Here is a 15070-nt window from a genome sequence, read left to right as displayed (position 1 = left end):
TGCCCGAAGGGTACAGCAAATTGGAATTATTAGAAGTTGATTTCCACTTTCGAAAGCCAGGCATAGTTTTGGAAGAATGAAGCGGCCGCCTCGCTCTTCGGCCGGAGGCGACGAAGAACGGGGGCCCCCGGCCCCCGTTTACTTGCCGAAGCCACGACCCGCCGGGATCAGTGCAGGATCTGCGACAGGAACAGCTTGGTGCGCTCGTGCTGCGGATCGGTGAAGAAGGCGTGCGGCTCGTTCTGTTCGACGATCTGGCCGGCATCCATGAAGATCACGCGGTTCGCCACCTGCCGGGCGAAACCCATCTCGTGGGTGACGCAGAGCATCGTCATCCCTTCTTCGGCGAGCCCGACCATGACGTCGAGCACCTCCTTGATCATCTCCGGATCGAGCGCCGAGGTCGGCTCGTCGAACAGCATGACCTTCGGATTCATGCAGAGCGAGCGGGCGATGGCCACGCGCTGCTGCTGGCCGCCGGAGAGCTGGCCCGGATATTTGTTCGCCTGTTCGGGGATCTTCACCCGCGTCAGATAGTGCATGGCGATTTCCTCGGCCTTCTTCTTGGGCATCTTGCGAACCCAGATCGGCGCGAGGGTGCAGTTCTCGAGAATGGTCAGGTGCGGGAAGAGGTTGAAGTGCTGGAACACCATGCCGACCTCGCGGCGCACCTCGTCGATCTTCTTCAGGTCGTCGGTGAGCTCGATGCCGTCGACGACGATCTTGCCCTTCTGATGGTCCTCCAGCCGGTTGATGCAGCGGATGGTGGTCGACTTGCCGGAGCCAGACGGGCCGCAGATGACGATCCGCTCGCCTCTGCGGACGGTCAGGTTGATGTCGCGCAGCACGTGGAACTCGCCGAACCACTTGTTGACGCCGATCATCTCGACGGCGATCTCGTCGGACACCTTCATCTTCTTCGCCGGGGCGGAGGCCACATCGTCTTTCGCGGCGGCTTCGTTCTGGAGACTCATGGCAGCTATTCCTCGAAAAGATTTCAGCTCCTGTGACCCGTGTCGAGACGCCGCTCGGTATAGATCGAGTAGCGGGACATCGAGAAACAGAACAGCCAGTAGATGAAGGCGGCGAAGATCAGGCCGGTTGCCGGCGTCGAGGGCGTGATCCAGTTCGGATCGTTGAAGCCGCGCCGCACCGTGCCGAGAAGATCGGCGAGCCCGATGATGTAGACGAGGCTGGTATCCTTGAAGAGGCCGATGAAAGTGTTGACGATACCGGGAATCACCAGCTTCAGCGCCTGCGGCAGGATGATCAGCCGCATCTTCTGCCAATAGGTCAGCGCCATGGCGTCGGCGCCCTCGTACTGGCCCTTCGGGATCGCCTGCAGGCCGCCGCGGATCACCTCCGCCATATAGGCGGCCGAAAACAGCGCGACGCCGACGCAGGCCCTCAGAAGCTGGTTGAAGGTCACGCCTTCCGGCATGAACAGCGGCAGCATGAAGTTCGCCATGAACAGGACGGTGATCAGCGGCACGCCGCGCCAGAACTCGATGAAGATCACCGAGAGGAGCTTCACAGCCGGCATGTCGGAGCGTCGGCCGAGAGCGAGCAGAATGCCGAGCGGCAGCGAGGCGCCGATGCCCGACAGCGCCACCACCAGCGTCAGCATCAGGCCGCCCCAGAGATTGGTCGGCACCTGGGTGAGGCCGAAATTCGTCGACATCAGGAAGAGGAAGAGGATGACCGCCGCCGCCGGATAGAACAGGCGTGCCACGTTGCCCTCCCCCCGCCGCGCCATGAAGCCGAGGAAGACGACGAGGCCGAGCGCGACGAGCGCGGCCAGAAAGGAGACCAGCGACAGCAGCGTGAAGCGGAAGTCGAGAAAGACCAGCGTCCGGGCGCTGACGAAGTTGGAAAGCAGGATCGCGACCAGCGACAGCAGCGCCGCACCGAGGGCGATCTTGACCGGCAGGCTGTGGAATCCGACCTGCGGTTCGGACGACACGTCGCTGATCGTGACGGCCGCCGCGATCAGGAAGAGCACCGCCAGTTCGCCGCCGGAGAAGGAAAAGCGTCCGCCGGTGAGGAGGACCAGCGTCACCACCGGGAAGACGCCGAAGAGGAGAACCGCGTTCAGCCGCTTGTAGGGCACTCTCGGGATCGCCAGTCCGGCGACGAGGGCGACCAGCGCGACGAACAGGAAATCCACTCGCCAGCGATCGCCGAAGGGATAGACGCCATAGATGAACTGGCCGAACTTGGCGCGGATGAACGCCCAGCAGGCGCCGCCATGGCCGCCGCCCTCGACCAGGCAGGCCTCGCGGTTTTCGCCGGTGAACACCGCGTCGACGACCGCCCACTGGAAGATGTTCCAGACCGCCCAGAGAACGAAGAGGCCGGCGGCGATCGAGAGGATCGAGTCGACGGGCGTGGCGAAGAGATTGCGCCGGACGATGCCGAAGGCGCCGACCTCGCTCTCGGGCGGCGGCAGCGCCGCCTTCTGGTCCTTCGACACGTATTGGAAAACTTGCTCTTCCATCGATCCGTCCCTCAGCGCTCGACCAGAGCCATCTTGGCGTTGAACCAGTTCATGAACACCGAGACCGACAGGCTGATCGTCAGATAGACGGCCATCCAGATGCAGACGACCTCGATCGACTGGCCGGACTGGTTGAGAACCGTCGAGCCCACCGCGACGAGCTCCGGATAGCCGACGGCGAGGCCGAGGGAAGAGTTCTTGGTGAGGTTCAGATACTGGCTGGTGAGCGGCGGAATGATCACCCGGAAGGCCTGGGGCACGACGACGAGGCGAAGTGCCTGGCCGCGCCTGAGGCCGAGCGCCGAAGCCGCCTCGTTCTGCCCCTTCGACACGGACATGATGCCGGCGCGCACGATCTCGGCGATGAAGGCGCCGGTATAGATCGACAGGGCCAGCCACAAGGCGATGAATTCCGGCCTGATCTGGACGCCGCCGGCGAGATTGAAGCGATTGGCCGTCGGAAATTCCAGCACCGCGGGCAGGCCCGTCACCAGGAAGACGAGGATCGGCAGGCCGACGATCAGGGCGAGAGCCGTCCACAGGAGCGGCTTGCGCTCGCCGGTCGCCAGCTGGTGCTTCTTGTTGCGCCTCGCGATCACGATCGCCGCGACGATGCCGACGACGAAGGCGGCGAGCGAAGCCCAGGCCAGGGCGCCGAAGATGATGGCCGGGATCTGCAGGCCGCGATTGGTCAGATAGACGCCGAAGGCGTTCTCTTCGAGGCCGCGCGGGCCGCTCAGGACCGACAGGACGCCGAAATACCAGAACAGGATGACCAGCAGCGGCGGAATGTTGCGGAAGATCTCGACATAGACGGTCGAGAGCATGCGGATCAGGAAATTGCCGGACAGCCGGCCGATGCCGACGACGAAGCCGAGGATCGTCGCCAGCGCGATGCCGGCCGCCGAGATGATCAGCGTGTTGATGACGCCGATGATCAGCGCCTGGCCGTAGGTCTCGTTCGACGTATAGGGGATCGGCGTGATGGCGATGTCGAAGCCGGCCCGCGACCACAGGAAGCCGAAGCCGGAGGCGATGTTGGCCGCCGCGAGGTTGCGCGCCGTGTTGTCGACGATCCACCAGGTGAAGCCGACGAGAAGGACGATCAGCGAAACCTGGATGACGATGCTGCGCACCGTCGGATTGTTGAGCATCGACGAGCCGCTGACGCGGCGTGGCATGGTCTCAGTCTCGACGCTCATGGCGACGAACTCCCACCTCCGGCAAGGCACCGGCGATCGTCCGGCGGGGCGCGCGGCCCGACGCCCCACGCTCCAGCAAACGGCCGACGGCCTGCCAGTTCCGGCACTGTCCGAAAATGGGCGCCCCGATCGAGGGGCGCCCGCACATCAGGCGAAATGCAGTCCGGATCAGCGGATCGGCATGCCGTACTGCAGGCCGCCCTTGGTCCACAGGGCGTTCTGGCCGCGCTGGATCTCCAGCGGCGTGTTGACGCCGATGTTGCGCTCGAAGATCTCGCCGTAATTGCCGACGGCCTTGATGATGTTCACCGCCCAGTCCTTCGACAGACCGATCGAGGCGCCGAAGTCCTTGTCCTCGCCGAGCAGACGACGGATCTCCGGGTTGTCGGAGGACTTCATCTCTTCGACGTTCTCCTGGGTGACGCCGAGCTCTTCCGCGTCGAGGAGGGCGTAGTGGGTCCACTTGACGATGTTGAACCACTGGTCGTCGCCCTGGCGCACGGCGGGCCCGAGCGGCTCCTTGGAGATGATCTCCGGCAGGATGACGTGATTTTCCGGGCTGGCCATTTCGAGACGCGAGGCCGCAAGGCCCGAGGCATCGGTGGTCAGCACGTCGCAGCGGCCGGAATCATAGGCCGAGTTCACGTCGGACTGGGCCTCGATGACGACCGGGTTGTAGTCCATCTTGTTGGTGCGGAAATAGTCGGCGAGGTTGAGCTCGGTGGTCGTGCCGGACTGGACGCAGACCGTCGCGCCGGAGAGTTCGAGCGCCGAATTGACGCCGAGGTCCTTCTTCACCATGAAGCCCTGGCCGTCATAGTAGTTGACGCCGGCGAAGGCGAGGCCGAGCGTGGTGTCGCGGTCCATCGTCCAGGTGGTGTTGCGGGCCAGCATGTCGATTTCGCTGTTCTGCAGCGCCGGGAAGCGCTGGACGGCCGACAGCGGCGAATACTGCACCTTCGAGGCATCGCCGAAGATCGCCGCGGCCACCGCCTTGCAGTAGTCGACGTCGAGACCCTGCCAAGCGCCCTGGTCGTTCTGGGAAGCGAAGCCCGGAAGGCCGGTGTTGACGCCGCAACGAAGCTGGCCTCTCTCCTTCACGGTGTCGAGCGTCTGCGCAGAGGCCGCGCCGCCGGCGAGCCCTGCGATCGTCATGCCGAGCAGAGCTGTCAGGAGCTTGGAATTCATCAGGAAGCCTTCCCCATTTGGGTTATCGTTTTAACTGTGTCCGCGCCGTTGAAAAACGAGCGCGGCAGCGGCGGCACCGCTTCTTCATCGGTGACCTCCGCCAAGCTGGGCAATTCCATGACATAATTTTAATCAGGTCAAGCTGCCGGTTTTTTCTTTTGCAATGCAAACCGGCGAAACGATCAACTCTGCAGACGAAGTAGCCAAGAGGACGAACAGTTGACCACGGATCGCTCAAAATCCCGGCAGACCGGCCCCAATACCCTTCTCGCGCACGGGCCCTACGATCCCCGATCGATGCATGGTTTCGTCAATCCGCCGGTCGTTCACGCCTCCACGGTCCTGTTCGAATCGACCGACGCGATGAAGAACCGCAGGTCGCTGCCTTATACTTATGGACTACGCGGCACCCCGACGACGAAGGCGCTGGAAGACGCCTTGAGCGAACTCGAGAATGCCCATGAGACGATTCTGGTCCCGTCCGGCCTCGCCGCGATCTCGATTCCCCTCCTCGCCTTTCTCGGCGCCGGCGACCACTGCCTGATCGTCGATTCGGTCTATTCGCCGACCCGCCAGTTCGCCAACGGCACCTTGCGGCGCATGGGCGTCGAGATCGAGTATTTCGATCCGCATGTCGGCCCCGGCATCGCGGAGCTGATGAGGCCCAACACCAGGGTCGTCTTCCTCGAGGCGCCCGGCTCCAACACCTTCGAGATGATGGACGTTCGGGCCGTCTGCGATGCCGCCCATGCGGGCGGTGCCATCACCATGCTCGACAACACCTGGGCGACGCCGCTCTATTTCCGCCCGCTCGAACACGGCGTCGACCTGTCGATCCACGCCCTGACGAAATATCCGAGCGGTCATTCCGACGTGATGATGGGCAGCGTCTCGGCGACGCGCGAGACCGCCCACCGCCTGCGCGAGACGCAGATGCAGATCGGCGTCAACGCCGCGCCGGACGACGTCTACCTCGTTTTGCGCGGGTTGAAGACCATGGGCGTCAGGCTGGAGCGCCATCGGGCCTCGGCGCTCGAACTGGCCGGCTGGCTGGAGGGCCGCGAGGGCGTCGGCGAGGTGCGCCATCCGGCCCTCCCGTCGTTCTTCGACCGGGAACTCTACGAGCGCCAGTTCTCCGGCTCCTCCGGCCTATTCTCCTTCCTGCTTCCCGGCAGCTTCGCCCGCGCCAGCGCCTTTCTCGACGCGCTTCAGATCATCGGTCTCGGCTATTCCTGGGGCGGGCACGAGAGCCTCGCCGTCGCGGTGGATCTCTCCGACCGGACGATCTCCAAGGGTCCGTCGGACGGCACCTTCATCCGTCTGCAGGTGGGGCTCGAAGACGTCGCCGACCTCGAGGCGGACCTCGAACGCGGTCTTTCTGCGGCGAAGGGCGTGACCTGAGGTCGCGGCGCGGCGGGCCGCCCGGCTCTCTTCACGCCATGGTTAGGCCCCATTGCAGCCCCAGGTAACGCTCCCAAAATACGATGACGAACCAAGATCGACGCCGGCGCGAACCGGCGCGACGTCGAAGGGCGAAGGTCCCAAGAGAGGAAGCCGCACGAAGATGGCCCAATTCATGCAATTCATCCGCAGCGCCGGGCGCAAGGCCGCGCTCGCCGGCGCCGGGGCGGCGATGCTGCTCGCCGCCGCCGTTCCCGCGGCACAGGCCCAGGCGACCGCCGCGGCCCAGAAGATCGCCGATCATTTCGCCTCCATCCCCTCGATGCACGGGGATTTCGTGCAGTTCGATCCGGGTGGCCGTCAGTCGGAAGGCAAGTTCTACATCGAGCGCCCCGGCAAGGTGCGCTTCGACTATGCCAACGCGCCGCTGCGCGTCATTTCCGACGGGTCCAACGTCGCGATCAACAACCGCAAGCTCAACACCTGGGAGACCTATCCGCTCTCCCAGACGCCGATGAAGCTCCTGCTCGACCGGCGGATCAACCTGTCGCAGGCCAACATCCAGAGCGTCAAGGAAGAGCCGGACCTGACCACCATCGTCATGGGCGACCGGTCGGTCTTCGGCAATTCCCGCATCACCATGATGTTCGACCCGAAGAGCTCGGACCTGAAGCAGTGGACGATCCGCGACAAGCAGGGCCGCGAGACGACGGTGATGATCTACAACGTCCAGGAAGGCGGCAACATCCAGGATTCGGCCTTCAAGATCCCCTATACGGCGATCTCGCAGGGCCAGACCGGCAACCGCTGAGGCGGCCTTCGAGGGCGACGTCCGTCGCCCTCACCTCTATTCGAAGAACCCGAGCAGAGCCGCCAGCGTCTCCTCCGGCGCTTCCTCGACGAGGAAGTGCCCGGCGGCGATCGGCCCGCCGGTGACGTCCGCGGCCCAGCGCTTCCAGACGTCGAGCGGGCTCTCGCCCGAGCCCGGAATCCCGTCCGAACCCCACAGCGCCAACAGCGGCGCGGCGATCTTGCGGTCCGCATCGCGATCCTCGCGGTCGAGCCGCCAGTCGATCGTCGCGCCGGCCCGGTAGTCGTTGCAGGCGCCGTGGACGTGCTCGGGCGTTGAGAAATGCTCGGCATATTCGGCAAAGGCCTCGGGCGCGAAAGGCTCCAGCGACTTCACGCCGGTCCAGCTCGCCATGGTGTGCCGCAGATAAAAGACCGGGTCGGCACCGATCAGCGTCTCGGGGAGCGGGTGGGGCTGGGCGAGGAACGGCCAGTGATAGACCTTCATCGCCTCTGCCGGTCCCATCTGCTCCCAGACCTCGGCGACCGGCACGATGTCGAGGACCACGAGCCGCGTCAGCCGCTCCGGCATGTCGAACCCCATCCGATAGGCGACGCGAGCGCCGCGATCGTGGCCGGCGACGGCAAAGCGCTCATGGCCGAGCGCGCTCATCACCGCCGCCATGTCGGCTCCCATCCGGCGCTTCGAATAGGCCTCGTTCAGAGGATCGTTCTCCGGCACCGACGAGCGGCCATAGCCGCGCAGATCCGGCACGACGAGGCTGAACCGCTCGGCCAGCCTGTCTGCGATCGGCGCCCACATCGCCCCGGTCTCGGGATAGCCGTGCAGCAGAAGCAGCGGCGGGCCCTCGCCGCCGAGCCGGCAGAAGATGTCGGCGCCTTCGCCGGGGATGACGCGTTCGGTGAAGCTTTCGAACATTTGTTTCTCCGCATCACGGGACCGTTCCGGCTGCAGGTCGAGATACGGAGTTCTAATGCATCGGCAAGGCCGGGGAGGAGCGCCGTCGTTCCACTTCATCTTCCTTGCCGCGCAGGATCTGGAATGACGAGTTCGCCTGACCCGCTGTCACCGACCGAAGTGTCGACTCCCAAGGGGAAAGGCGTGACGCCGCGCTTGCCGTCGAAGGCCCCGCAGGCATAAGCCGGGAGTGACATCCGACTTCCCCCGCCCGTCCCTTCCAGCAAAAGCGCCGCGCCCATGCCCTTCTCCCTCGCCACCTGGAACATCAACTCCGTGCGCCTCAGGATCGGCCTCGTCGAGCGGTTCCTCACCGAGCACCGGCCCGACGTCCTGTGTCTGCAGGAGACCAAGTGCCCGAACGACCAGTTTCCCGAAAAGGCGTTCCGGGCGCTCGGCTACGAGCACGTGGCGATCCACGGGCAGAAGGGCTATCACGGCGTCGCGACGGTCTCGAAACTGCCCTTCGAGGACATCGTCCGGCAGGATTTCTGCGAAGTCGGCGACGCGCGCCACCTGTCGACGCGGATCGAGGTCGGCGGCCGGAAGATCCGCATCCACAATCTCTACGTCCCGGCCGGCGGCGACGAGCCGGACCCCGCGATCAACCCGAAATTCCGTCACAAGCTCGATTTCGTCGAAGAGCTGCGGCGGACGAATGCCGATGGCGAGACCGGCGTCTCAGCGCTTTTATGCGGCGATCTCAACATCGCGCCGCTCGAGACGGACGTCTGGTCCCACAAGCAGCTCCTCAAGATCGTCTCGCACACCCCCGTCGAGACCGAAGGGCTCGTGACGGCGCAGAAGGACGGCAACTGGACGGACCTGATGCGGGTGCATTTTCCGCCCGAGGAGGTGCTGTTCACCTGGTGGAGCTACCGCGCGAAGGACTGGGCCGCCTCCAACCGCGGCCGCCGCCTCGACCATGTCTGGGGCTCGGCCGACATGGCGCCGGTGCTCGAAAAGGTCGAGATCCTCTCCGAGGCAAGAGGCTGGGAAAAGCCGTCCGACCACGTCCCGGTGATCGCGCGGTTCGCTCTGTAAATATTTCGGCGGCCCGGAGAGCCAAACCCGCCGAACCTCAGCGAAAGCGGTCTTCCAGCCGTTCGATGTCGGCGAGCATCGCTTCGAGTTCGTCGCGGATGCGCTGGTGGAGGACGGCGGCGAATTCCGGATATTCTTCGAGCATGCGGCGAAACAGCGTCCGCGACACGCGGATGAGGTCGCAGTCGCTCTCCGTCTGGGCGCTCGCCGGCCGGGTGGTCTCGGTGATCAGGCAGATCTCGCCGAGGAGCGCTCCCGGGCCGTGGCGGGAGAGGATCTTCGCATCGTCGCCGCGGCCGCGCGTCAGGGCGACGCTGCCCGTCACGATGACGAAGCCGGCGTCGGCCCGGGCATTCTCGCGGAATACGAATTCGCGGGCCCGCACCCGCCGGTGCTCGGCGCCGAAGGCGAGAAGCCGCAGCTGATCGGTCTGAAGGCCGTCGAAGAGCCGGACGTTCCGGAGGATCGCGATGTCGCTCTCGAGGCTCATCGTTGCGGCGTACCGATCTTTTCCTGCCCGAGGGCGCGCAGCATCGCCGCAGGCGCCGGCCGAGCCTCTTCGTTAACCATCGAAACGGCTCCGGAGCCGCGCCCGCGGAGCTTCGCCGCGCGGACACGGCAACGTTATCGTGAACGGGATTGGTAGAGGAAGGGTGAACGCGCGGGCAAGACTTGCGGGCCGGATCGCCCGTGGGTTGCGAGAGGGCGTCGCTCGCGCGGCGACGACGCACCGCTCGTCCGCGGGAATGGGACCGGGGCGACGGGAGTTCCGGGCGACACCAGCCGCCCGGCCCTCCCTTCCAGGTCAGGGCATCAGCTTGTAGCCGCCCGCCTCCGTCACCAGCAGCCGGGCGTTCGACGGATCGGGCTCGATCTTCTGGCGCAGGCGGTAGACGTGGGTCTCCAGCGTGTGGGTGGTGACGCCGGAATTGTAGCCCCAGACTTCCTCCAGAAGCACGTCGCGGGTGATCACCTTCCGATCGGCGCGGTAGAGATAGCGGATGATCGCCGTCTCTTTCTCGGTCAGCCGGATCTTGCCACCCTTCTCGTCGATCAGCACCTTCTGGCTCGGCTTGAAGACGTAGGGGCCGACCTGGAAGGTCGCATCCTCGCTCTGGTCGTGCTGGCGCAGCTGCGCCCGGATGCGGGCGAGCAGCACGGCGAAGCGGAACGGCTTGGTGACGTAGTCGTTGGCCCCGGCCTCGAGGCCGAGGATCGTGTCGGAATCGGCATCCTGGGCGGTGAGGATGATGATCGGGGCCTTGAAGCCGCCCTTGCGCAGGACCTTGACGGCCTCCCGGCCGTCCATGTCCGGCAGGCCGACGTCCATCACCACGAGGTCGATCAGGCCGCCCCGTGCCGCCGCAATGCCCTTGGCCGCCGTATCCTCCTGCAGGACGTTGAATTCCTCGTGCAGGGACAGCTGTTCGGCCAGCGTCTCTCTCAGGTCATCGTCGTCGTCGACGATCAATATGCTTCTCGCGCTCATCCCAACCGCAGTTCGCCTGTCGTCAATGTTGCGGGCTCGCCCGCCCGGATCGTCGGCGGATGATTGTAACATAGGGATTTCGCGGCTAGGACAACACTGTTGCAGAAACGCAAGGCTTCCATGTCGCCCACCGTGACGATCGACCGCATCATCGTCCGGCGGAAACCGGGCGACGTCCGGCGCGGCATCCTCGCCGCCGGCCCGCTCCGCATCCCCTGCGCGCTCGGGCGTTCGGGCACGACGATCGGCAAGCGCGAGGGGGACGGCGCGACCCCCGTCGCGGTGATGGGCGTTGTCGAACTCTGGCATCGTGGCGGCCGCATGGCCCGGCCGAAAAGCCCTTTGCCGACCCGCGGAATCCGGCCCGGCGTCGACGGCTGGTGCGACGCGCCGCGACATGCCGCCTACAACCGCCACGTCCGCCTGCCTTTTCCTGCCAGCGCCGAGACGCTCGCCCGCGACGACGGGCTCTACGACGTCGTCGTGGTCCTCGACTGGAATTTCACCCGGCGGGCGCGCGGCCTCGGCAGCGCCATCTTCCTGCATGTCGCCAAGCCCGGCCATCCGCCGACCGAAGGCTGCATCGCCGTGTCCCCGTCCGACATGCGCAGGCTGGCCCCGCTCCTCGGCCGCCAAACGCGGATCGTCGTCCGCCGGTGAAACCGCCGGGCCTTTCGGGAGGCCGCGGAGCGACACGGGGGACCGCCGAGGCACGAAATTGCCGTCCGGGCCATCTTCTCTGCAACCCCAGCGAGGCTGGCGAGTTCGATTGATTGGAACCGTTTGAAGCCTGCCTGAAGCCCGTTCCGGGCCAGGCAGGCAACCGAGACCGCGAGGATGCCTCATGGACCGTTCGGAAAACACCGACAAGCCGACCATCGAACCCTATGACGAGCCCTCGGGGGGCTGGGGATCGGTCAAGTCGTTGGTCGCCAAGTCGAGCCAGGAGGGACTGCTCGCTTCGACCGTCTGGGCGACCTTGCAGAACCAGAACAAGCCCGACGGCTATCAGTGCGTTTCCTGCTCCTGGGCGAAGCCGGCCGATCCCAAACCGTTCGAATACTGCGAGAACGGCGCCAAGGCGACGATGTGGGAGATCACCCCGAAGCGCTGCGACCGCGAGTTCTTCGCCAGGCATCGGGTGTCGGAACTCCTCGAATGGACCGACCACGACCTCGAAAAGCAGGGTCGGTTGACGACCCCGATGAAGTACGATGCGAGCCTCGACCAGTACGTGCCGATCAAATGGGCCGACGCGTTCCGGGAAATCGGCGAGGAGTTGAGCGGTCTCGATCCGAAGTCGGTGGTCTTCTACGTTTCCGGCCGCGCCTCGCTCGAAGCCTCGCACATGTGGCAGCTCTTCGCGCGCATCTACGGCTCGAACAACCTGCCCGACTCCTCCAACATGTGCCACGAATCGACCTCGGTCGGACTGCCGGAATCGATCGGTTCGCCGGTGGGCACGGTGACGCTCGAGGATTTCGACGCCTGCGACATGATGTTCTTCTTCGGGCACAACACCGGCACCAATGCGCCGCGGCTGCTCCATTGGGTGCAAGAGGCGAGGAAGCGCGGCGCCCCGGTCATCACCTTCAACCCAATCTTCGAACGCGGCCTGATGCGTTTCAAGAGCCCGCAGAACCCGCTCGAAATGCTGTCTCCCGACGAGGGGACGAAGATGTCGAGCGATTACTACCAGGTCCGCGGCGGCGGCGACGTCGCGGCGATCACCGGCATCGCCAAGGCCGTCTTCGCCCTCGACGACGCGGCCAGGGAGACTGGCGGACGACGTGTGCTGGACGTCGCCTTCATCGAAGAGCACTGCCACGGCTTCGAGGCGTTCGAGACGTTCGTGCGCGACGCCGAATGGGAGCAGATCGAGCGCTGCTCGGGGCTTCCCCGCAGCGAACTCGAACACGTCGGGCGGGTCTACTCCAAGGCGGAGAAGGTGATCGGCAATTACGGCATGGGCCTCACCCAGCACCGGCACGGCATCGAGAACGTCCAGATGCTGGTGAATCTCCTTCTGATGCGCGGGATGATGGGCAAGACCGGGGCCGGCATCTCGCCGATCCGCGGCCACTCCAACGTCCAGGGCCAGCGCACCGTCGGCATCACCGAAAAGCCCGACCTCATCCCCGTCGAAAAGTTCGAGGAGTTCTACGGCTTCAGCGTGCCGAAGGAGAAGGGCCTCGACACGGTCGAATCGTGCGAGGGTCTCCTCGACGGATCCGTGAAGGGCTTCGTCTGCCTCGGCGGCAACTTCGCGAGGGCCATCCCCGACACGGGCCGGATGGAGGAAGCCTGGCGGAAGATGCGGCTCAACGTCCAGATCTCGACGAAGCTCAACCGCAACCATCTCCTCACCTGCGAAAAGACCTACATCCTGCCCTGTCTCGGCCGGCTGGAGCGCGATGCCCAGAACGGGGTCGAGCAGGTCGTGTCGGTGGAGGACTCCACCGCCTGCATCCACGCGTCCTTCGGCAAGACCGAGCCGGCCTCGCGCGAACTCCTGTCGGAGCCGAAGATCACCGCCGAACTCGCCAAGGCCACCATCGCCGGCAAGTCGACGGTGCCGTGGGACGAGTGGGTCGCCGACTACGGCCTCGTGCGCGACGCGATCGAGCGGGCCTATCCGGCGGACTTCAGGAACTTCAACCTGCGCATGGGGACGCCCGGCGGTTTCCACCGCGACATCGGCGCGACCAAACGCGAATGGCGGACCGAAACGAAGAAGGCGAACTTCCTCGTCCCCGAGAGCTTCGACGTCGATCCGGACATCGACACCACCCGGCCCGACGTTCTGAAGCTCATCACCGTCCGCTCGAACGACCAGTTCAACACGACGATCTACGGCTATGACGACCGGCTGCGCGGCGTGAAGGGCACGCGCATGGTAATCCTGATGAACGAAACCGACATGCGCCGGCTGGGCCTGACGGACGAGGACCGCGTCGACGTCGAAACCCATGTCGACGACGGCGTGACGCGGCGGGTGGAAAACTACCGCGTCCACGCCTGGCCCCTGCCGAAGGGCAATTGCGCCGGCTACTATCCCGAGCTGAACGTGCTCGTGCCGCTGTGGCACCACTCGCGTCGCGCCCACGTGCCGGCGGCGAAGTCGGTGCCGGTGCGGATCGTCAAGCGCGCGGCGGAGTGATCGGCCAGCGTTTCGCCAGCCGAGCCCTCGGCTGATCTGAAACGCAGAGCGCAGCGGCCCACCGTGGGTTATGGTGCGGCCGGCCGGCCTCGATCTCCCCTTGGGGGAGATGCCGTCAGGCAGAGGGGCGTGCCTCGGCGCCGCCGTGACAGGATCCGGTCGAAACGCGGCGCTACCGCCGGCCGACTTTGAGCAGCCGGGAAATGATGAAGACGGGCACGACGATCGCAGCGCCGAGGAGGAAATAATAGACCGCCCGCTCGGCCGAGCCGAACAGCGAGCGCCAGACCCAGTCGACGGTGCGCACGCCCCAGTCGATGATGTCGCGAGGGTTCCAGTTCAGCCAGGACAGAATGAACCCGACGAGGATCGAGATCAGGATCAACCGGACGGCGACGCCGATCGGCGAGCCTCCGAGAAAGCGATTGATGCGCTCGGACATGGGCGGCGTTGTTCCTTCGGGGTGGCGTCGTCCTTCGATCCCCGCAGGTAGGCGGCGGGCCGGCGAACTGCAAGTTCCGCCGGCCCTCCCGCATCGGGCGCACCGACCCGCGCCCCCCCCTATGGCGGACGCCTCAGCGGCGCCAGGAGCCGTCGGGCACCTCGACGTCTCTCTCGGCCGCAGCGAGCGCCTCGGCCAGCCCTTCCCGGTCGAGCGGCACGCAATAGGCGGGCTTAGCCCGCTCGAACCGCCAGCTCTCGGCGAGGCTCCCCGCATCGAACGGCTCGTAGCCGAGCTCGTCGGTGAGATCCATCACCTGCCGCTTCGCCTCTGCGTCGTCGCCTGCGATCGGCAGGGCGCGGCGCCCGGCCTCTCCCGCGGGCCTCGCATCCCGCGTCAATTCGATGGAGCGGATCGCGTTGAATGCCTTGACGATGCGGGCGCCGGGCAGATGCCGGGCAAGGCGCTCGCTGGTCGTCTCGCGATGCTCGTCGAGTTCGGCGATCGCGCCGTCGCGCTGGGGATAGTAGTTGTTGGGGTCCATGACGATCCGGCCCGACAACGCCTTCGCCGGCAGCCGGTCGAAAGCCGTCAGCGGCACGGCGACGAGGACGAGTTCGCCGAAGCTGGCAGCCTCCTCGGCCGTACCGGTCCTGCAGCCGAGCGCCGCGGCAACGCTGAATAGGGTCTCCGGCCCGCGGGAATTCGACATCATCACCTCATGGCCCCTGTCGATGGCGAGCTTCGCGACGTTCTGGCTGACGAAGCCGGCGCCGATCATTCCGATCCGCATGTCTTCTCTCCTTGGCTCGTGCGGGCGCTCCCGGCGCCCTCGCCATCCATTTGATTACCTTCCTCAAGATGATAAAGTCGTCATAT

At 65.6% G+C, this 15070-nt stretch carries 14 protein-coding genes; 5 read left to right on the top strand and 9 right to left on the bottom strand.

Annotated features, from left to right (window positions below; translation table 11 throughout):
* Nucleotides 1-167: 167 nt before the first annotated feature.
* From LZD57_RS04670 to LZD57_RS04655, 4 genes are all read right to left on the bottom strand, one after another.
* Nucleotides 168-938, bottom strand: a complete 771-nt coding sequence (locus tag LZD57_RS04670) for an amino acid ABC transporter ATP-binding protein (RefSeq protein WP_338034683.1) — start codon at nt 936-938, stop codon at nt 168-170.
* Between the two features lie 59 nt (nt 939-997).
* Complete coding sequence (locus LZD57_RS04665; protein WP_233717968.1) at nt 998-2497, bottom strand: amino acid ABC transporter permease; 1500 nt, start codon at nt 2495-2497, stop codon at nt 998-1000.
* Nucleotides 2498-2508: 11 nt separating this feature from the next.
* Entirely contained in the window at nt 2509-3699 is a 1191-nt protein-coding gene (locus tag LZD57_RS04660; protein ID WP_233717967.1) for an amino acid ABC transporter permease, read from the bottom strand.
* A 168-nt stretch (nt 3700-3867) separates the two neighbouring features.
* Nucleotides 3868-4887 (bottom strand): amino acid ABC transporter substrate-binding protein, encoded by a 1020-nt coding sequence (locus LZD57_RS04655; protein ID WP_233717966.1) that lies wholly within the window; start codon nt 4885-4887, stop codon nt 3868-3870.
* A 219-nt stretch (nt 4888-5106) separates the two neighbouring features.
* Between LZD57_RS04655 and metC the strand changes: the two genes are divergently transcribed.
* Both metC and LZD57_RS04645 read left to right on the top strand, forming a co-directional pair.
* On the top strand, nt 5107-6288 hold the full coding sequence (metC, locus tag LZD57_RS04650; RefSeq protein WP_255699770.1) for a cystathionine beta-lyase: 1182 nt from the start codon (nt 5107-5109) through the stop codon (nt 6286-6288).
* Between the two features lie 163 nt (nt 6289-6451).
* The gene (locus LZD57_RS04645) at nt 6452-7099 is read left to right on the top strand and encodes an outer-membrane lipoprotein carrier protein LolA (RefSeq protein ID WP_233717964.1); all 648 of its coding nucleotides are present in this window, start codon (nt 6452-6454) and stop codon (nt 7097-7099) included.
* 36 nt (nt 7100-7135) lie between these two features.
* Here the strand turns inward: LZD57_RS04645 and LZD57_RS04640 are convergent, their stop codons facing one another.
* Entirely contained in the window at nt 7136-8017 is an 882-nt protein-coding gene (locus LZD57_RS04640; RefSeq protein WP_233717963.1) for an alpha/beta fold hydrolase, read from the bottom strand.
* 279 nt (nt 8018-8296) lie between these two features.
* Here LZD57_RS04640 and LZD57_RS04635 point away from each other — a divergent pair, with 279 nt between their 5' ends.
* Entirely contained in the window at nt 8297-9100 is an 804-nt protein-coding gene (locus LZD57_RS04635) for an exodeoxyribonuclease III (RefSeq protein WP_233717962.1), read from the top strand.
* 37 nt (nt 9101-9137) lie between these two features.
* Here LZD57_RS04635 and LZD57_RS04630 read toward each other — a convergent pair whose 3' ends face one another.
* Together LZD57_RS04630 and LZD57_RS04625 are read right to left on the bottom strand one after the other, a co-directional pair.
* Nucleotides 9138-9590 carry a cyclic nucleotide-binding domain-containing protein gene (locus LZD57_RS04630; RefSeq protein WP_233717961.1) on the bottom strand — a complete coding sequence of 151 codons (453 nt, stop codon included), beginning with the start codon at nt 9588-9590 and terminating at the stop codon, nt 9138-9140.
* A 315-nt stretch (nt 9591-9905) separates the two neighbouring features.
* Nucleotides 9906-10589 carry a response regulator transcription factor gene (locus LZD57_RS04625; RefSeq protein WP_233717960.1) on the bottom strand — a complete coding sequence of 228 codons (684 nt, stop codon included), beginning with the start codon at nt 10587-10589 and terminating at the stop codon, nt 9906-9908.
* A 99-nt stretch (nt 10590-10688) separates the two neighbouring features.
* On the opposite strand from LZD57_RS04625, the gene LZD57_RS04620 reads away from it, so the two are divergent.
* Entirely contained in the window at nt 10689-11249 is a 561-nt protein-coding gene (locus LZD57_RS04620; RefSeq protein WP_338034679.1) for a L,D-transpeptidase family protein, read from the top strand.
* Nucleotides 11250-11433: 184 nt separating this feature from the next.
* Nucleotides 11434-13749, top strand: coding sequence for an FdhF/YdeP family oxidoreductase (locus LZD57_RS04615; protein WP_233717959.1), 2316 nt, complete (start codon nt 11434-11436; stop codon nt 13747-13749).
* Between the two features lie 172 nt (nt 13750-13921).
* On the opposite strand, the gene LZD57_RS04610 is transcribed toward LZD57_RS04615, so the two are convergent.
* Entirely contained in the window at nt 13922-14191 is a 270-nt protein-coding gene (locus LZD57_RS04610; protein WP_233717958.1) for a DUF6460 domain-containing protein, read from the bottom strand.
* Nucleotides 14192-14324: 133 nt separating this feature from the next.
* On the bottom strand, nt 14325-14984 hold the full coding sequence (locus tag LZD57_RS04605; RefSeq protein WP_233717957.1) for an NADPH-dependent F420 reductase: 660 nt from the start codon (nt 14982-14984) through the stop codon (nt 14325-14327).
* Nucleotides 14985-15070: the final 86 nt, after the last annotated feature.

Origin of the sequence: Jiella avicenniae (assembly GCF_021390325.1) — a bacterium.
In the GTDB taxonomy this organism is placed as follows: Bacteria; Pseudomonadota; Alphaproteobacteria; order Rhizobiales; family Rhizobiaceae; genus Jiella; species Jiella avicenniae.
The sequence above is the reverse complement of the archived record's forward strand: the minus strand, read 5'-3'. Positions and strand labels throughout refer to the sequence as shown.

What these genes read in the sequence shown, in the direction of transcription:
- LZD57_RS04665 (WP_233717968.1), bottom strand. Translation starts at nt 2,497, where the DNA reads ATGGAAGAGCAAGTTTTCCAATACGTGTCGAAGGACCAGAAGGCGGCG.
- LZD57_RS04660 (WP_233717967.1), bottom strand. Translation starts at nt 3,699, where the DNA reads ATGAGCGTCGAGACTGAGACCATGCCACGCCGCGTCAGCGGCTCGTCG.
- LZD57_RS04655 (WP_233717966.1), bottom strand. Translation starts at nt 4,887, where the DNA reads ATGAATTCCAAGCTCCTGACAGCTCTGCTCGGCATGACGATCGCAGGG.
- LZD57_RS04645 (WP_233717964.1), top strand. Translation starts at nt 6,452, where the DNA reads ATGGCCCAATTCATGCAATTCATCCGCAGCGCCGGGCGCAAGGCCGCG.
- LZD57_RS04640 (WP_233717963.1), bottom strand. Translation starts at nt 8,017, where the DNA reads ATGTTCGAAAGCTTCACCGAACGCGTCATCCCCGGCGAAGGCGCCGAC.
- LZD57_RS04635 (WP_233717962.1), top strand. Translation starts at nt 8,297, where the DNA reads ATGCCCTTCTCCCTCGCCACCTGGAACATCAACTCCGTGCGCCTCAGG.
- LZD57_RS04630 (WP_233717961.1), bottom strand. Translation starts at nt 9,590, where the DNA reads ATGAGCCTCGAGAGCGACATCGCGATCCTCCGGAACGTCCGGCTCTTC.
- LZD57_RS04625 (WP_233717960.1), bottom strand. Translation starts at nt 10,589, where the DNA reads ATGAGCGCGAGAAGCATATTGATCGTCGACGACGACGATGACCTGAGA.
- LZD57_RS04615 (WP_233717959.1), top strand. Translation starts at nt 11,434, where the DNA reads ATGGACCGTTCGGAAAACACCGACAAGCCGACCATCGAACCCTATGAC.
- LZD57_RS04610 (WP_233717958.1), bottom strand. Translation starts at nt 14,191, where the DNA reads ATGTCCGAGCGCATCAATCGCTTTCTCGGAGGCTCGCCGATCGGCGTC.
- LZD57_RS04605 (WP_233717957.1), bottom strand. Translation starts at nt 14,984, where the DNA reads ATGCGGATCGGAATGATCGGCGCCGGCTTCGTCAGCCAGAACGTCGCG.